General features: G+C 31.9%; 12 protein-coding genes. 1 reads left to right on the top strand and 11 read right to left on the bottom strand.

Translation table 11 applies throughout. The features are described 5' to 3' along the window. Window positions 1–96: 96 nt before the first annotated feature. The 8 genes from greA to DOK78_RS07555 form a co-directional block, all read right to left on the bottom strand. Window positions 97–570, bottom strand: coding sequence for a transcription elongation factor GreA (gene greA, locus DOK78_RS07590; protein ID WP_207940929.1), 474 nt, complete (start codon window positions 568–570; stop codon window positions 97–99). A gap of 143 nt (window positions 571–713) precedes the next feature. Then, window positions 714–1,955 (bottom strand): endolytic transglycosylase MltG, encoded by a 1,242-nt coding sequence (gene mltG / locus DOK78_RS07585; protein ID WP_207940930.1) that lies wholly within the window; start codon window positions 1,953–1,955, stop codon window positions 714–716. A gap of 84 nt (window positions 1,956–2,039) precedes the next feature. Further along, the gene (locus DOK78_RS07580) at window positions 2,040–3,011 is read right to left on the bottom strand and encodes an accessory Sec system protein Asp2 (RefSeq protein WP_207940931.1); all 972 of its coding nucleotides are present in this window, start codon (window positions 3,009–3,011) and stop codon (window positions 2,040–2,042) included. 15 nt (window positions 3,012–3,026) lie between these two features. Then, window positions 3,027–5,405 (bottom strand): CDP-glycerol glycerophosphotransferase family protein, encoded by a 2,379-nt coding sequence (locus DOK78_RS07575; RefSeq protein ID WP_207940932.1) that lies wholly within the window; start codon window positions 5,403–5,405, stop codon window positions 3,027–3,029. A gap of 105 nt (window positions 5,406–5,510) precedes the next feature. Next, a complete protein-coding gene (locus tag DOK78_RS07570; protein ID WP_207940933.1) occupies window positions 5,511–6,239 on the bottom strand; it encodes a WecB/TagA/CpsF family glycosyltransferase in 729 nt (242 codons plus the stop codon). Continuing rightward, a complete protein-coding gene (locus DOK78_RS07565) occupies window positions 6,229–7,383 on the bottom strand; it encodes a CDP-glycerol glycerophosphotransferase family protein (RefSeq protein WP_207940934.1) in 1,155 nt (384 codons plus the stop codon). Before DOK78_RS07565 ends, DOK78_RS07570 begins: the two co-directional genes overlap by 11 nt. 93 nt (window positions 7,384–7,476) lie before the next feature. Next, complete coding sequence (locus DOK78_RS07560) at window positions 7,477–9,246, bottom strand: hypothetical protein (protein WP_207940935.1); 1,770 nt, start codon at window positions 9,244–9,246, stop codon at window positions 7,477–7,479. 209 nt (window positions 9,247–9,455) lie between these two features. Next, window positions 9,456–11,729, bottom strand: a complete 2,274-nt coding sequence (locus DOK78_RS07555; RefSeq protein ID WP_243430509.1) for a GH25 family lysozyme — start codon at window positions 11,727–11,729, stop codon at window positions 9,456–9,458. A gap of 196 nt (window positions 11,730–11,925) precedes the next feature. Between DOK78_RS07555 and DOK78_RS07550 the strand changes: the two genes are divergently transcribed. Beyond that, on the top strand, window positions 11,926–14,412 hold the full coding sequence (locus tag DOK78_RS07550; RefSeq protein WP_207940936.1) for a hypothetical protein: 2,487 nt from the start codon (window positions 11,926–11,928) through the stop codon (window positions 14,410–14,412). 86 nt (window positions 14,413–14,498) lie between these two features. Here the strand turns inward: DOK78_RS07550 and DOK78_RS07545 are convergent, their stop codons facing one another. The 3 genes from DOK78_RS07545 to glpO all read right to left on the bottom strand — a co-directional run bounded on the left by DOK78_RS07545 (window position 14,499) and on the right by glpO (window position 17,375). Then, a complete protein-coding gene (locus DOK78_RS07545; RefSeq protein WP_207940937.1) occupies window positions 14,499–14,726 on the bottom strand; it encodes a hypothetical protein in 228 nt (75 codons plus the stop codon). 109 nt (window positions 14,727–14,835) lie between these two features. Beyond that, window positions 14,836–15,552, bottom strand: coding sequence for an MIP/aquaporin family protein (locus DOK78_RS07540; RefSeq protein ID WP_207940938.1), 717 nt, complete (start codon window positions 15,550–15,552; stop codon window positions 14,836–14,838). After that, entirely contained in the window at window positions 15,549–17,375 is a 1,827-nt protein-coding gene (gene glpO / locus DOK78_RS07535) for a type 1 glycerol-3-phosphate oxidase (protein WP_207940939.1), read from the bottom strand. The genes DOK78_RS07540 and glpO overlap by 4 nt, the downstream gene beginning before the upstream one ends.

Genomic DNA, 17,375 nt, shown 5'->3' with positions numbered 1-17,375 from the left:
ACTCGTTTTTAGCACAAACTTCATCCGTCGTGAGGCTGAAAGATAACAAATAAATAGGAATAAACCCTTATGGTCTATTCCTATTGTAGATTTTACTTATTTTACGTCAACAATTTTTACTAACATATCTCCACCTGGAGTTGAGATTGTTACTTCATCATTAATCTTTTTACCAATTAACGCTTGAGCAATTGGTGAGTCATTCGAAATTTTACCAGAGAATGGATCTGCTTCAGCGCTACCTACAATGGTATATTCTTCTTCATCTTCATCTGGTAATTCTTTAAATACCACTGTTTTACCGATTGAAACTTCATCTTGATCCACACCATCATTGTCAATAATTTGTGCAAAACGAATCATTGTCTCCAATGTGGTAATACGACCTTCTACAAATGCTTGTTCATCTTTTGCAGATTCGTATTCAGAGTTCTCAGACAAATCTCCGAAACTACGAGCAACTTTAATTCGCTCAATAATCTCCCCACGTTTAACAGTTTTTAACTCTTCCAACTCTTGCTCTAGCTTTTCTTTGCCTTCTATCGTCATTGGATATACTTTTTCTACCATAATAAAATCTCCTTTTACATCTCATCATTTCGCATCTCTAGAATAAACCTAGGTGTAATAAAATGGTAATCTTTTGTATAGAATCCACAAAAGATTACCACGCTTTTCAATAATTGTAAACTACTTTCTGTGAGAAAATGTTTTTAATCGGTTTTATTTGTTTTATTCACATATTCATCAACTAATTTATTATGTTCTTCTAAAGTTTCAGCATAATAAACTTTCCCAGTTTCTAAATCTGCTACAAAATAATAATTATTATTTGGTGTCGGCTCTAATACAGCTTTAATCGCTTGTTCGCTTGGGTTATCAAATGGTCCTGGTCCATAACCAGTATTTTTATATAGGTTATATGGCGAATCGACCTCTAAATCTTCGTAAAGAACCATCTCTTTATGAACACCCAACGCGTATAAAATCGAAATATCTGACTGTAATGGCATGCCTGTTGCTAGACGGTTGAAGAATACTTGGGCAATCTTCTTACGATCTTCTTCAGTAACCCCTTCTTTTTCCACTAGTGAAGCAATCGTCAGTACTTCATGGACATTCAAATCAGCTTCTTCAATTTGTTCATAATATCCCGCTAATACATTATTAGTTGCTGAAACCATTTCAGTCACTAAAGTCTCAAGAGAAGTTCCTTTATAGTAATCGTAAGTCGCCGGGAACAGATACCCTTCTAAACGGTAACGAACACCTTCAGATTTGCTAGCATCCGTTAATAAATCTGGAAATTGTTCAAGCAATTCATCGAAAAATTTTTCATCTTTCATTAAAGCAAGAAAATCTTTCTTCTTCAATTCTGTATGTTTTTCAATTACGTCCCCAATCTGATCAACATCGTAACCTTCAGGAATAGTTAAACGCGCATCTGCTTGATCAGCTGCTAGTCCACCACCTTGTAATAATTCGCCAATTTCATCTAATGTCATATCTGGTGATACTTGATATTTACCAGCTTGGAAACCAGTTAAATTATTAAATTTTGTATAGTAGTTAAATACCATACCACTTTTAATAACTTTTTCATCTTCTAAAATCTGACCAATCATTTTGTTAGTTGACCCACTTGGAATATCTACCACAATTTTTTCCGAATTATCCGGATCTAAAGGTTTGATACTAGATGCTACATATCGATAAGTAGAAAAACCAAACACCCCACCAACAATTAATAATGCTAGTACGACAATAGCTACAATTCGTGTAACTATCTTGTCTTCTTTTCGATGTTGAGATTTTCTTGAATTATCTTCTTTTTGCTCCACTGCATCTACCTTCTTTCCATCCGGATTTGAAGAATAAAATGATTCTTCCGCTCTATTGTTTTTATCATCTTTTCCAAGGAATTTTGATTCATTCGAGTGTTGTTCTCGCTTCAAAACAACGCCTCCTCACTTTCTGTTTCTAACTTGTATCATTATACACGAAATTGAAAAGAAGAGGAATGATTTATATATATATTGTTAGATATTTATCCAATTCTTATTTAATGCTAACGATGTTTCAATCGTCACGTGTTTCACTAACTCTTCTCTATCAACAGAATCATTCAACATATATACACGTGCTAATTCATTTAATTCTTCCAACGAATGTCCACTGTCTTTACTGTCTATAATTAAATGATTTTCAATTTTTGCATTCTTAACCAATTCTTTTAAATCATTTGGCAGAGCATTAGACAAATATTTATCATAAAATGAAGATTCTTTTAGTTCTTCTAAAGTAAAATAGGGATTGATAATTACTGATTTAAAATCACCTTTAATTCCGTGATGCAACGCCGACATCGCAATATTATCAACACCATATAATACAACACGTTCCTTTTCAATATTCAGTTCTTCTTGTATTTTTTGTATAATATTTTGAACATCTTCTTCCATATTTGGATAATTACTTGTGTTTAAATATAAACTTCCGTATGAAAGATTAGCATCCATAATTCGTAAAACATACGTATTTTTTGCTAAATATTTTTGAATATTAGGAAAATATGTTCTGAAACAACGTGCTGAAATATTACTAGAATATTTTACATTCTCTGCTGGCATTGGACTGAAAATAACAATCAAATTATTTTTTTCAGTTTCACTACTTCGTTCTTTTAATGGTTCCTCTACTGTATAAAATAACCCACCTAAATCTCCTAAGTCTGTACGCTTCCAAATTTCTTTCAAATATTTCCTTCTAATAAAATAGGATACGCCATTATGATGCCAATAAAACATATAATCTTCAGTTAACAGTTTTTGATAAAATAGATACACATCTTCATCTTCGTCTGCTAACTCCAAAATATTTTTACCTGGACCTACGCGAATTCCTAATTTTTTAGATGAATAATTCCCTTCATATTCATCTAAATTAATATATACGATATCATCTAAAACTTCGCTATTAGCTTCTCTTTTTTTCTTAATTACCTTAGCCATAATTTCCCTCCAGCTTTATAATGATTCAACCAACATTTCATGTTCAACTTTTGACTCTTCTATAATTGTAGATAAAATATCTTTTGTAGCATTTTTGTTATCTTCTGTCATTAATTCTTGTATAATTAAACGATTATAATATCCATCATACGGTTGTAAAATTTCTTCTACTAATTCAGGCAAACTGTAATTATGACCATCAATATCAATCAATTCTTTTGTATTGAAATAATAACCAATCTGGCTACCATAATCTTCTGCATCTTCTTGGAAAATTAGTATTTTTCGATTCATATGCGCATAATCAAACATCGCACTAGAATAATCGGTAATCATTACTTTACTTAAAATATATAGCTCTTGAATATCTACTAATTCATTATAAAAACAATGAATTCTTGGATGCAAAGAATTATATTGTTTTCGTAAATGTCCTTCTAATGGATGCAATTTAACGATTAATTGATAGTTCTCAGGTAATTCTTCAATAAATTGTTGTAAATCTAAGCTTGTTGTTGAATTACGTTTATCTTTTCGCCATGTTGGACAATATAAAATATACGTATCTCCATTATAAGGTCTATTGAAATATTTAAAATGTACACGTTCCAATTCTTTTTTATTGTTAGCATTTTTAATCAAATATGCGTTTCTTGGCGCACCGTATTCTAAAATTTGTAAATTTTCATTTTGATCTAGCATAAATGCTGAACTAAAATACTCAGTATTACGCTCAGAGCAACTCAACAAATAATCCCATTTTAACATTCGTGGTAAAAACGCCTCTGATTCTTCTCTACGTTGATCTGGATTTTCTAAGTCATTTACCATCTTCTTCAATGGCAGTCCATGCCAAGTTTGAATAAACACTTGTTCATCAGATTTTCCACATTTATCTAATGCATTTCCATTAGTAATAATATATTTACTTTGTCTGAATTTACGAACATACTCTCTACTACCTAAACGAACAGGTAAGAAGCCCCACTTTAATATTTCCATATCCACCAAACTATTAATACTACTAATATAAATATACATATTAGGGTACATTTTTTTCAGTTCAAGTGCGATATATTTAGGATCTCCACTAAAGCTTTTTCCATGATAGCTTTCAATGAAAGCAAAATCTTCACGTACATCCAATTCTTCAGTATACGGAAAAATTTTATCGTAAATGTCGACTAATTGTTTGTGTAACCATTTATTTCTAAACAGTTGTTTAAATCCTGGAAACGTATTTAACCAATTGTAAGCAGTAGATAATTTACTTGTTCTTGTAGACTTATCCCAATTATAGATTTTTTCAAAAATTTCTGTTTCTTCAGCTTCTCCTGTATAAATTAAGATATTCTTGTTTAGCAATAAGTGATCAATAAATTTTTGTCCATAATCTCTTTTTATACTATAAACCAAAGCCTCATCCAAGTCTGCTTCAAAATCTTCTTGAGAAATTGTTTGATTACAGTAGCTTAATAAAACTTCGCAGTCACTTTCAATATTTTTTGTCAACCAACCGAATGTTTTAAAATTACCATAAATCTTAGTTAAAACATGATCATCTCCACCATAAAGCAATACTTTTTTCCCTGAAACAAAAGCTTCACTAATACTATAACCAAAAGTCTCTGTACGAGCAGTACTTAAATATAACGCATCTTCAGGAATTTTTTCATTAATAAACACATTATCTTCAAGATTATAATAAGCAATTAAATTGTGATACAGAGTCTCTGTTTTTCCTTTACCATTAATATATAATTTATATTCATCTTCTCCTAAATAGTGAACTAGGTAATCCATTAAAGCGATACTGTAGCTAATATCTTTTTGTAATTCCTCAAAACGAGAATAAATATAAAGATTTTTCGTAACTCCACCTTGAAAGACTACATTTTTGTCATATTCTAAGTGTCGCACACTTACAGGAAACTCAACAATTTCTCCCTTAACTTCATTAACTCTATTTAAAAGCATCCTTCTATTAATGTCTGTTGCAACACGGTAAACATCAATACTCTCTGCACATAAGTCGATTTCAGGTTCTATATTAGCAACAGGTGCATGTACTTCACCTACAATCAACGCATTAGGAAACTTTTTCTTTAATAATTTGCTTAAAATAAATAAGTTTTCTCGAGTTAGTAAATAAACATCACATTCAGAATCTTTTAGAATTTCACTAAAATGTCGATACGTTAATCGTCCATGATATTCTTTAAAAACTTCCTCGCGATTTTCAAATTCATTAATAATTCTTTGATTATATTTTTTTGTATTATAATAAACAACCTCTACATCAGGTATATCAAATAATTCCTGCAATAGATTGATGTTTGCTCTACTTGTTCCTCCTAGTCCAAATAGATGGTATCCTACTATACCTATTTTCAATTAACTTCTCTCCCTTAGTCGTCTACAATTTTACTTCTCAATATTAAACGTTTTACCTAAATCTTGCAACTTGTGTATACACTAGTATCTGTTCCTTCTCCACTATTATCTATTTTTTAAATTCCATAATAAACTTTTGAATAAAAAAACAGGTAATTGAAAAATACGACCAATACGTCTAGGATTACTCAGTGAACGATATAACCACTCTAAATGAAAACGCAAAAAAAAGGCAGGTGCTCTCTTAACATGGCCACTAAGCACATCAAAGCTGCCACCTACATCTTGAAAAATAGAGACATTTAATTTATCAAGATTGCGATTCAACCACTGTTCTTGTTTAGGAAATCCCAATGCAATAAATAAAAAATCGGGATGTACTTGATTAATTTTATCCACAATTTCTTCATCTTTTAAAGATGTATATCCATCGATACTGCCTGCTATATTCATTTTAGGATATTCAATTTCTAGTTTCCTAAGCATGTCTTTTAAAACATCTGGATGCGCTCCATAAAAAAAGCAGCTAGAGCAATTTTCATTTGCATATTCTAAAAATTTTATCATTAACTCAAAACCAGCAACACGTTGCTTAATATTTCCTTTTGTTAATTTAGAAACTAATACAATACCAATACCATCTGGGATACGATGCGTACTATTTTTTATAAATTCGATGACTTCAGGGTGTTTTTTGCCTTCCACTATAATTTGAGGATTGACACTAATTGCTGTCATTTTTTCACCTGTTTTTATATACATGGGAACCTCTCTTATAATATCTTCATATGTTAAACAGTCTACAGGTACACCTGCCATTATTTCAGTTTTCATATTTACTCCTTATCCAATCTATCAATTGTTGCTTAGCTTTTCCAGTTGTATAGTTATTCCAAAGTAAATTAAATGCTTCAAAGTTTTGAGTATCCAAGTTAGCAATTTCATGTAGCAGCTCTTTTTCTGTTTGTACAACTTTCCCTGGTACCCATCTTTCAAAATCTAGTTCTATGCCAACTTCTGTTTGATATTTATGCAAATCATAACAATAGAAAATTATTTTTCCTTCTCTATTGGCTAATGAATATTCAAACGGAATAGAAGAATAATCTGTTATTAGACAATCTACGGAAGGAAGAATTTCTTGCAAACTCATCCCTTTAAAGTCAGTAATAATGCCAACTTCTTGTTTTAGGTATTCATGAAACAATTTATCATGAGGATGAGCCTTAACAAAAATTTGCCAATCTTTACCAATTTTTTGTTGTAATTTAGCAAAATTCAAAGGTACATCTGTAGGTGTTTCTCGATATGTTGGCACGTACAATAGTACTTTCTTCTTGTTATTAAATACTCGATTAAATTTATCTTTCACTTTTTTTAGCCATATATTATCAAAAAAATTATCTGTTGGTGGATAACCAAACGGCAATATATTAATTTTTTGATTATAATTCCGCTCAAAAATCCTAGCCATTTGATCTGAACTTACCACATATTTTGTGAATTTTTGATATACATCTAAGTATCTTTGCTTATCTTTATAAGTAGCACTCTTGGCATATTTGGCTTCTAAACCAAATAATTTAATAGCTCCATTAGCATGCCATAATTGTACAACTTCTGTCTTATTATCAAGTGTCATTCCAGCTAAAAATGCAAAATAATTGTCACACAAAACAACTTTGCTTTTTTTTATTAAAGGAACAATTTTAGTACACAATACAAAAAAATTATCTAAACAATATGTAGGTACACCTTTTTGGCGATATTTATCCGCTTCTGATTGACTATTATTGGTATAACAAATGACTAGTTGATTTCCCAAAGATTCATACAAAGCCTCTAATATAGTTTCACTTGTTGAAGGAAAGCTTAACAAAAAAACAATTTGATTACTTTTCCCTCTAGGTCTTTTGCTAATTATTTTTATTAAAAGCAAATATAGTTCTTTACTTAATAATGTAATTTGTTTTTTCAATAGACTTTTCCTCCAGTTTTTTTAATTCTACATGAATTTGATAAAAAAGAAAATACGTGTTCTCAAAAATGAGAACACGTCGTAAGCAGTTCTTTATTCAATTCTAAAAAAATCTCTTATTAAAATAATACTTCCCCATATACTAATCATAATCCAAGAAAAAATACTAATGCCTAATGCTACATAAAATAATACAGAATTTTTGTAGTAAATACTTAATTCATTTTCTCCTATGGCAGAATTAAGTAATAAATTTCCTATACGATTTTTTTTAATTTCAGTCCCTGTTAATAATTTCCCGTTGAAAGTAACTTCTGTTCGATGATAAATAAAAATTGGAACAATCACTTCAGAACTTCGAGTCGCTTCCCATGATAATTTCAATTTGTTATTTTCAACTGTTTTTACTAATCTTTTGTTTAGCGGATTAATTACAATAGTTTTTCCGTATTCTTTATACGGCTTAAATTTAGGATCAGTTGCTAATTTTTTATTTTCTAAAGGGATATAATCTGGTGTTGTTTTACTGAAAACGTCTAATGGTGTTAAAAGTTGATCCGATTTGAAAAAACTATTACGAATCTCATCAGGATTATATTTCTTTACTCGAAGTCCTGTGTTTTTATAATCATCAATGATTGTATCACGGAACCAATATTGTGATTGTATATAAGACGATTGTAAATGTTCTATAACTCCCAAACTCAAACAGCTAAACAGTACTAAATAAATTACACTAGAAGTTAATCTAGATGTCGCTTCTTGCTTAAACAACTGTTCTAAAGACAAGCCAATCCCTAATAATACTAATATAACACTTGGCATTAACAAACGAGAAGGAAATTGAATGAGGGAAATATTTGGTATTATACTTATTAATTCATTCCATGGAAAAATACGCGTTGATGCAATAAAGGTAATATATGCAAGAATAGTAACTATTCGGTTAGTCTTAGATGGTTTAACAAAAAATAACAAAATAAACTGAAAAATATATAAAGAAAAAACAGTGATAGTCAGATGTGTAGGCAACGTTTGAAAACTCAATTTTAAAGCCGATTTATCCATATTAGCATTGAAAAATGGGGGCAAAATAGTATTTTCTAAATTTACTTCTAGCAAAGGATACCAGACATTTGCTGTTGTACAAATAGTTAATACAGCCGCAATACTTACCCACTGTACTAACCTCACTTTATTATCCGATGAAAAAAATGCCAAAACAAAAAAAATACTTAATAAAATCACTAAAAACAATGTAGTTAATACATGTACTTGAACAGCTAAAGTCATAGCAAATGTTAGGAATAGGATTTTCTTAACTAGCGAACCCTCATTAGATTTAAAAAATGCCAGCCCGGCTAAAACTCCTAGTGGAAAAATAACTGCTCCCCATGCATGAAAAACTTGATTAAATGTCCAAGCCTGAACTAAATAAAACGTAACATACATTATAGACAGGAAGAAAGATATTCTTATTCTAATATTATTTTTGATTAGCAAAATAAACATACTCAATGATGCTAAAAAAGTAATCAAAAAATTGGTCAATAACTGATAATTAAACCATGATTTTGTAATGAGAATAAGTAAGCCATTAAAATAAGCAAACATTGGTCCATACAAAGCATTTACTATTCTTCCAGATTGCGTAAAACCATACATAGAGATAAAATATTGAAAATTTCCTTCTTTAATTTGTTGTGCGGCATCATAAAATCTATTGTAATGAAAAACCCAATCATAACCTAAGTACAAGTTTCTATTTTGCACTTGTAAAAGTTGTAAGCTACCTGCAACTATTACTAATAAGAAAATAGCAAATAAAGCTTGTATTTTTCTATTCAATATATACTTTTTCATATTCTCCTCCACTAAGCTTAGTTTTTTACTATTAAATTTTAAAACAACTACTATTTTAGTTTGTAAAACAATTGGTTTAAAGTCAAGATTAGTTTAATTAAAAAAAAACGAAAAACATGTGATATTTGCATTAGTTAAAAAATGAAAACAACCGTTTTAATGTCAATTTTTTTAATTGTAGTGCAATTCACATCTTTTTCGCTTATTTATTACCTATTCAAAAAATTGGTTCCAGTTTCATTAATATAGCCAATCCATTTTCCATCAAGCGTATACAAACCTAAATAGGAAGCCCCATTAGCATGCCTATAGACATTCTTTACTTCTAATTGCTGATTAAGAAAATCTTTTGAGACATTTTTCTTTTCCCAATTAAAATTCTCCCAAATCGTATAATTATTTCTTATAACAGTTACAAGCATTTTTTGAGATGATGGTTGTGCTATATTTCGTGATCCACTACTATTCATATACCCCAGCCACTTACCATTCAAATCATATAAATTTAAGAACTTTGATCCATTAAAATGTTCATGATAACCTCTAACTTGTAAGACTTTTCCTTGATATTTAGAGGAATGAGTACGCTTCTGCCATTTAAAATTATTCCAAATAACATAATTATTTGCTGTAATTTTAATATAATTCTTATCTATTTGATGCCAACCTACCTTACTATCAGAAATTTCTACTCCAGTCTCATTGATATACCCAATCCATTTTCCTTGGTTATCATAAACGGTTAAATAACGTTCTCCATTAAAGTGGTCATAATACCCTCTCGCTTGCAAGACTTTTCCTTGGTAATTAGATGAATGATCGCGTTTTTCCCAATTAAAGCTTCCCCAAATCGTATAGTTATTGGCTTTGATAGTCACATATTTACCATAATTACGATGGTTTCCAATTTTATTTGGCGATAACTTAGTAGCCACTTCATTGATATACCCAATCCATTTTCCTTGGTTATCATAAACGGTTAAATAACGGGCACCATTAAAATGGTTGTAATACCCTCTCGCTTGCAAGACTTCTCCTTGGTAATTAGACGAATGATCACGTTTTTTCCAATTAAAATTTTCCCAAATCGTATAGTTAGCTGCTGATATAGTGACATATTTCGTATAACCAAAAAGTTCGCCTGCTGCGTTATCTATCATATTACTATCTGTTGAACGTATGTATCCTATTTCGTGTTTTTGCTTATCTTCTAACAAATAATATTTTTGATTGGTACTATCTTGTACTTCTTTCTTTATTCTTAGTGTTTTTTCTAACCATTGTGAAGTAGTTCCAATTTGGATAGCTTCATTATTGTCTATACTCCATAAAGAAATTTCTTTATTTAATGTAACATATTTGTTGAATTCTTGATTGCTTTCAAGACTTGTGGTAAATTGCTGTGCGTAATCTGAAGAGATGTCAAATACACCTGAGACATTGGGAAACTTCATTTGTGATGACCATTGCCATGCACCGTATTCTGTATATCTTTGTGTTGTGTCAAGAACATATGGATATGCGGCAACCCACAGCTTTGTATATCCTAATGCAACTGGATTAATTTTTCCACTAGTAATCCAATGCATCCCTACATAATGATTTACATTGATAAACCCTAATTGATTCAATCTCTTTTCGAATTCCAGTGAATTTTGGGTATGATCATTCCCACTTGCAATTTGAGGCTCCTCGATATCATTCACCATTAATGTGTCTTTAGGTAATCCTAGAGTTGTTGCCATTGCAGAAAAATAATTTGCTTCTTGTATCGCTTGTTCTTTTGTCTTAAACCAGCTGTAATGATAAACAGAGACTTTCAATCCTGCTGCTAAGGCATTTGATATTTGTTCTTTAGCAAATGGGTTTTGATAGCTAGTTGCTTCAGTTAGTTTAACCACAACCCCCTTTACACCATAGGATTTGATTATTTTATAACTTTCTATACTAATACTTCCATTGTGAGAAGAAATATCAATGAAGCTTTTTTGTGGTAGATTCACATCAGTTGCATTAACTGTGGGTATAGTGTTCATACTGAATCTTTGTTGACTGCTAGACAAATCGGAACGTCCGCTCGGATAGTTCATATTTTCCTCAGGTATACTGGACTGCTCTGTGGTATCTGTTTCTTTTATGCTTATTGTATTACTTTCTTCTATTTCATCAACGTTAACTGTAGAAGAAATAGTACTTTCATTTGTGGATAGTTTATCTTCTGTTGACATTAAAGTATCTTCAGATTGAGATGTAGAAAGATCCTCCTCTAAAAAATTTTTACTGTCTTCAATAACTATTGGATTATTTGAAATATCTACTCCCATTCCATTACTACTATCAACTAATGAACTCCCGGAATTTGATTCGTCTAAAACGCTACTACTTTCAAGCGTTTCCGTTTGATCTACTGCCTGAACAATAATTGAACTATTTTGAAAAACTAACATAGTTATTATTCCTATTAATAAAACTTTCTTTTTCATTCTTTCCATCCTAACACTCTTATTTTAACTAATAGTTATTTAATTAAAATAACTACTACTCTTTAAATGAATTATAACCTTTCTGCAAGAAAATTACTTCCATTAAAATAATATTTATGATTATACTCATTATACTTGTAAAAAACCTACATTATGCTATGTTTTAATTAACAAGGGTTTTTAGGAGGGAAAATAAATGAAAAAGAGAACTATTACCTTTTTATCAATTGCGATGTTATTAGGTGTTATCCATTCATCCAATGTTTTGGCAGATGATATTGATATAACAACACCTGTTCAAACATCAGAAACTATACCAGAAAAAAAACTATGGGATTCTTCAATCCAAACTACTAGTAGCTTGGATTCTCAAAATACTGAATCTACAGATGCCTTTGAAGAAACTATAGAAGAGCCTACTACAACTGTAGAATCTAGTGAATCAATGGAAACTACCCAATCTACTGAAAAAGAAATATTGACCACGCCACCTTATCAAACACAACAAATAAATGCGCTCGCAAAATTATCATCACAGGAGGTAACAGGATGGAAATCAGTAGAAACTCTACCACAAACTAACAATACTTTTTCTGTTTCAAATAGCATATCAATTTCCAATCATGTCTATCAAGTAACCGAGCATGTTTTATTCGAAGATAATACAAGTTATTATAAACTTATCGATTTAACACAAAAGACTATTGGCTATGTCTCAAAATCTGAAATTGTTTTTCTTAAGGAACCACAGGTAATTGAAAAATATTTTACATTCACAGAAACGAATACACCAGTTTATAGAGATTTAAATTTAACACAAGTAGTTCCTACAACTAATATTTTAAATAAGACTTTTTTTATAAAAGAAAAGCTTCAATCATGGGATGATAAATATTATTTTTCTCTTGTGGATTTTAAAAATCAATTAGTAGGATACATGGAAGTTAAGAATCAAAAATTAACCGATAGTCCATTAGGTATTGAGCAAAAGTTCACGGGATATGCAAATTTTACCAAACAAAATCAAATGGCTTACAAAGATAATCAACTTAAAATAAGTGTTTCTACTAACAGCCTCCTTCATACTACCTATCGTATCAAAGGAACTTATCGACACTTTGATGGAACAGAATATGTGTCATTAGAAACTAACAATACTGAGTCATTATATACTAAAAAAGAAAACATCTTTATAACAGATGGACAACAAGGGCAACATTACAGTTATGGTAAATATGTAACTATCAAAGCCAATAATTATATGATTTGGGGAAGCTTTAATTGGGAAAAACGCGACCATTCATCTAATTACCAAGGAGAAGTCTTGCAAGCGAGAGGGTATTACAACCATTTTAATGGTGCCCGTTATTTAACCGTTTATGATAACCAAGGAAAATGGATTGGGTACATCAATGAGACTGGAACAGAACTTTCTGATGGACGTAGTCAATATCATGCGTATGATAAATATGTGACCATTAAAGCTAGTAATTATACAATTTGGCAAGATTTCAACTGGAAGAAACGCGAACATTCGTCTAATTACCAAGGAGAAGTCTTGCAAGCAAGAGGGTATTATGACCACTTTAATGGACAACGTTATTTAACCGTTTATGATAACCAAGGGAAATGGATCGGGTATATTAATCAAACTGGAACAGAAGTAACTCCTTCTAAAGTAGGAAGTTTTCACAGTGATAATAAATATGTCGCAATAAATGCTAATAATTATACAATCTGGCAAGATTTTAACTGGAAGAAACGCGCGGATTCCGCTAGTTACTATGGACAAGCTCTTCAATCACGTGGATATTACCAACATTTTAATGGCACACGCTACTTAACTTTATATGATAATCAAGGGAAATGGGTTGGTTATTTAAGCGAAAAAGGAACCCAACGTGCTGACAATAAAATGGGGTTACATCATCATTATGGAAAAAAAGTTGTAGTAACAGGAAAAAATCATACAATTTGGCAAAACTTCAACTGGCAAAAACGTGCGAAGTCCTCTACCTATTTTGGACAAACTGTTACGGCACGTGGTTACTATGATCATTTTAACGGTGATCGTTATTTAACTATTTATGATGACAACGGCCATTGGATCGGCTATATCAATGAAACTGGCACTAGTTTAACTAAAGGTGCTGGTTCTTACCTAGGAATCAATCGTAGCAATATCTTAAATGAACTAAATAATAACAGTTCTATGTATCTCAATACTCCTTTTAGAGGCTCATTAGCTATTCCAGCTAGTGTCATGAGTCCAATTGGTAATCCTAATCAATACGGACCAGGATTTAACTGTACAGGTTTTATTGCTACTGCGTTACGAAATAGTGGTGCAAATATCAATAAAGTTGCGAATGCTACTAATGGCATTGGTGGTGTAGCAAATGCGTATAACTGGCGTGATGCTTTAACTGCTAATACTGATTATTATACGTTCTACTCTGTCGATGCTTTATTGCAAAGCGGCAAAGCGAAAAAAGGAGATTTAATTTATTTTGAAGCAGACTTTACTAAACCAAATTATGATTGTCATATTGGCTTTTTCTGGGGAGATACGCCTTCACAAAATCGCTTTTGGCATTCAACATTAGCTGCTGGTGGTAATAAAATCACTCATATTTTCTCAGGGACACCTTTTTCAAAGATTTTATTAATACCAATGGACTAGTTTTTAACAGGGACTTATCAAATAGTCCCTGTTTTTTTGCAAAAAAAAAACAATCGTTAGAAAATATTTTCTAACGATTGTTTTACTTAACTAAAGAAACAACTATCATCAATCAAATACTTAATATCGCTTATATCCACTTCTAATAATCGATCTGCATTTACTTTACCTCGATCACAAATATCATAATTTTCAACTTTAAGAAGAATGGAACCATTCTCTACACGAGTTACTGTTCCAATAACACCACGGTGAAAATTTTTAGGTTGTACTTCATAACGTTCTCCTACGACAATTTCTTTCACTTGAACCATAATATTGTCCCCCTTTTGAATAAAGCAAATAACTATTGATTTTATACTCTATTCATAACACGTATTTAAAAAACATACAAGTTTTTCGGTTCAATAAAATAAGGTTTTTTTAAAGCGGTAAGATATTAAAGACGCCTGCTGCAACGATACCGCCAATAATAGGTCCAGTAATGGGAATCAAACTGTAGCCCCAATCAGAGTTTCCTTTGTTTTTAATTGGTAAAAACTGATGTGCTAAACGAGGGCCTAAATCACGTGCTGGATTAATTGCATAGCCAGTTGGTCCCCCTAATGATAACCCAATTGCCAAAATTAAAATTCCCACTACCATCGGATTCGTACCGTCTGCAAAGCTTGTTTCACCAAAGGCTAATAGAGCAAAGACTAAAACAAATGTACCAATAATCTCAGTCATTAAATTTGCTGGTAAATTACGGATAGCAGGACCTGTCGCAAAAGTGCCTAAAATAGCTCCCTGATCTTTGGTTTCTGCCCAATGAGGTAGATATGCTAACCATACAAGTGCTGCACCAACTATTGCTCCCAAAAGTTGTGCAATAATAAATGGTATAACTAAACTCCAAGTAAATTTACCAGCAATCGCCATTCCAATAGTTACAGCAGGGTTTAGATGGGCAGGTCCCATAAAACTAGACGCATATACTGCAATTGTTACCGCTGTAGCCCAACCAGCAGCAATTACAATCCAACCTGATGCTTCAGCTTTGCTTTTAGCTAAATTGACGGCAGCACATACACCGCTACCTAATAAAATTAACATCGCTGTTCCTAAAAATTCACTAAAAATCTGTGTCATATCGCTCATTGTCCTAACTCCTCTTTCAATTGTTTTAGATCAGATTCTGCAATTACTTCTTCTAATTCTGCACGTTGTTTTTCAGTTTCTTCATCTGTCCAACCAAAGAATGCTTGCATTTTTTTAATAACCGGTTCTTTAATAGCATCCACTTCATCGCGAATGAATAAAATAAAGTTGGTTCGACGCATCAAATAATCGGCAGGTGTCAAGACTGCTTCTTCATTCAGCGCATAATTTAACGAATAACTATCGCGTGCTGATAAACCTGAAATTTTTTCGTCATAACGCAAAACTTTTTCTAGATTAGAACCATATAGATTAGCTAAATAGCGAGCATCTTTTTCATCTAAACCTTTATCCTCTGCTAGTTTTGCCAGTTTAGCTAGTTCATCATCCACGTTTTGATAATCAATTCGTCCACCTGAAACAGGATAGTTTACAGAATCAATTAAAACGAACCTTTTTTGAAAACCTTCTGCTAGAATTTCTTGAATTTTTTGTAAGGCTCCTTCAGCCATTAGACGATAATCGGTAATTTTGCCACCAGCTAGTGTGAGCAAACCATCTACTGAACGATCTAAACTACTACCACGTGATACTTGCGAAGGATTCACAGTATTATCAATGGATACTTCGACTTCATTGATTGCTTTTTCTACTTTTTCACGAGCGGATGGATCGTTCAAATATTCTTTAACAGCGCTTACAACATCTTGAAAACTATCTTCTGACAATGCTCCGTTATTGCCACCATTATAATCTGATCCACCATTACCTGAAATTAACGGACGCAAACCTGCCCAACTGGATTCAATATCTTGAATCGTGATATTTGCTTCTGGAAAGCGATGGTTCACAATGTCTAATAAATAAGCGACATCACTTTGCTCCACTTTAGGGTGTTTTAAATCACCCTGATAATCCGTATCTGTTGTTCCGAAATAAGTTTTTTCTTCACGAGGAACTACAAAGACCATCCGTCCATCATTTTTTCCTGTATCAAAATACGTTGGTTGTGGCACGTTTAATTTACTTCGGTCAACAACTAAATGTACGCCCTTGGTTGGACGCATTTGCGCAGGTAATTCATTTTTACTATCCAATTGTCGCACCTTATCAGACCATGGTCCTGTGGTATTGATAATCACGCGAGCCATAATTGTAAATATTTCTCCTGTTAATAAATCCTCTACTTTTGCTCCATTTGCTTGACCATTTTCGTCATGTACAATTTCAAGCACTTTCATTTTATTAAGCATTAAACCACCATCTGATTGCGCCTGCTTAATATTTTCAATAACTAAACGTGCATCATTATTTCGAAAATCAAGATAGACACCCGCTCCTTGCAAATTTTCTGATTGGAGTTGTGGTTCTCTTTGTAGTACTTCTTCTTTATTTAAAACATAATTAGCATATTTCGTGCCACTAACACCTGCTAGTTGGTCATATAAATCCATAGCAATTTTTGCAGAAAATAAATTAAACGTTGCTCCCGGTTCATCATAGATAGGTAATAACATCGGATCTGGTTTAGGAATATGAGGAGCTATTTTTTGTACATTCGCTCGTTCCTTGACCGTATCCGCTACAACTTCCACATCAAAAGTCTTTAAGTAACGAATACCACCATGCACTAATTTTGTTGATCTAGAAGACGTGCCTTCTGCAAAATCTTGCATCTCAACCAAAGCTGTTTTCATACCGGCAGCGGCAGCTTGAACAGCTACCCCTGCACCAGTAATACCACCACCAATGATTAATAAATCAATCGTTGTTTCTTGTAATTCTTCGATGTTCTTTCGTCTAGTCTTAAATGAAAATGCCAT

The organism is Enterococcus sp. DIV2402 (assembly GCF_017426705.2).
In the GTDB taxonomy this organism is placed as follows: domain Bacteria; phylum Bacillota; class Bacilli; order Lactobacillales; family Enterococcaceae; genus Enterococcus_F; species Enterococcus_F lowellii.
This window is presented reverse-complemented; position numbering and strand designations above follow the sequence as displayed.

Bases quoted from the DNA above. Each gene is read 5' to 3' on its own strand.
- greA (WP_207940929.1), bottom strand. From the start codon at position 570: ATGGTAGAAAAAGTATATCCAATGACGATAGAAGGCAAAGAAAAGCTA.
- DOK78_RS07580 (WP_207940931.1), bottom strand. From the start codon at position 3,011: ATGGCTAAGGTAATTAAGAAAAAAAGAGAAGCTAATAGCGAAGTTTTA.
- DOK78_RS07570 (WP_207940933.1), bottom strand. From the start codon at position 6,239: ATGAAAACTGAAATAATGGCAGGTGTACCTGTAGACTGTTTAACATAT.
- DOK78_RS07560 (WP_207940935.1), bottom strand. From the start codon at position 9,246: ATGAAAAAGTATATATTGAATAGAAAAATACAAGCTTTATTTGCTATT.
- DOK78_RS07555 (WP_243430509.1), bottom strand. From the start codon at position 11,729: ATGAAAAAGAAAGTTTTATTAATAGGAATAATAACTATGTTAGTTTTT.
- DOK78_RS07550 (WP_207940936.1), top strand. From the start codon at position 11,926: ATGAAAAAGAGAACTATTACCTTTTTATCAATTGCGATGTTATTAGGT.
- DOK78_RS07545 (WP_207940937.1), bottom strand. From the start codon at position 14,726: ATGGTTCAAGTGAAAGAAATTGTCGTAGGAGAACGTTATGAAGTACAA.
- DOK78_RS07540 (WP_207940938.1), bottom strand. From the start codon at position 15,552: ATGAGCGATATGACACAGATTTTTAGTGAATTTTTAGGAACAGCGATG.
- glpO (WP_207940939.1), bottom strand. From the start codon at position 17,375: ATGGCATTTTCATTTAAGACTAGACGAAAGAACATCGAAGAATTACAA.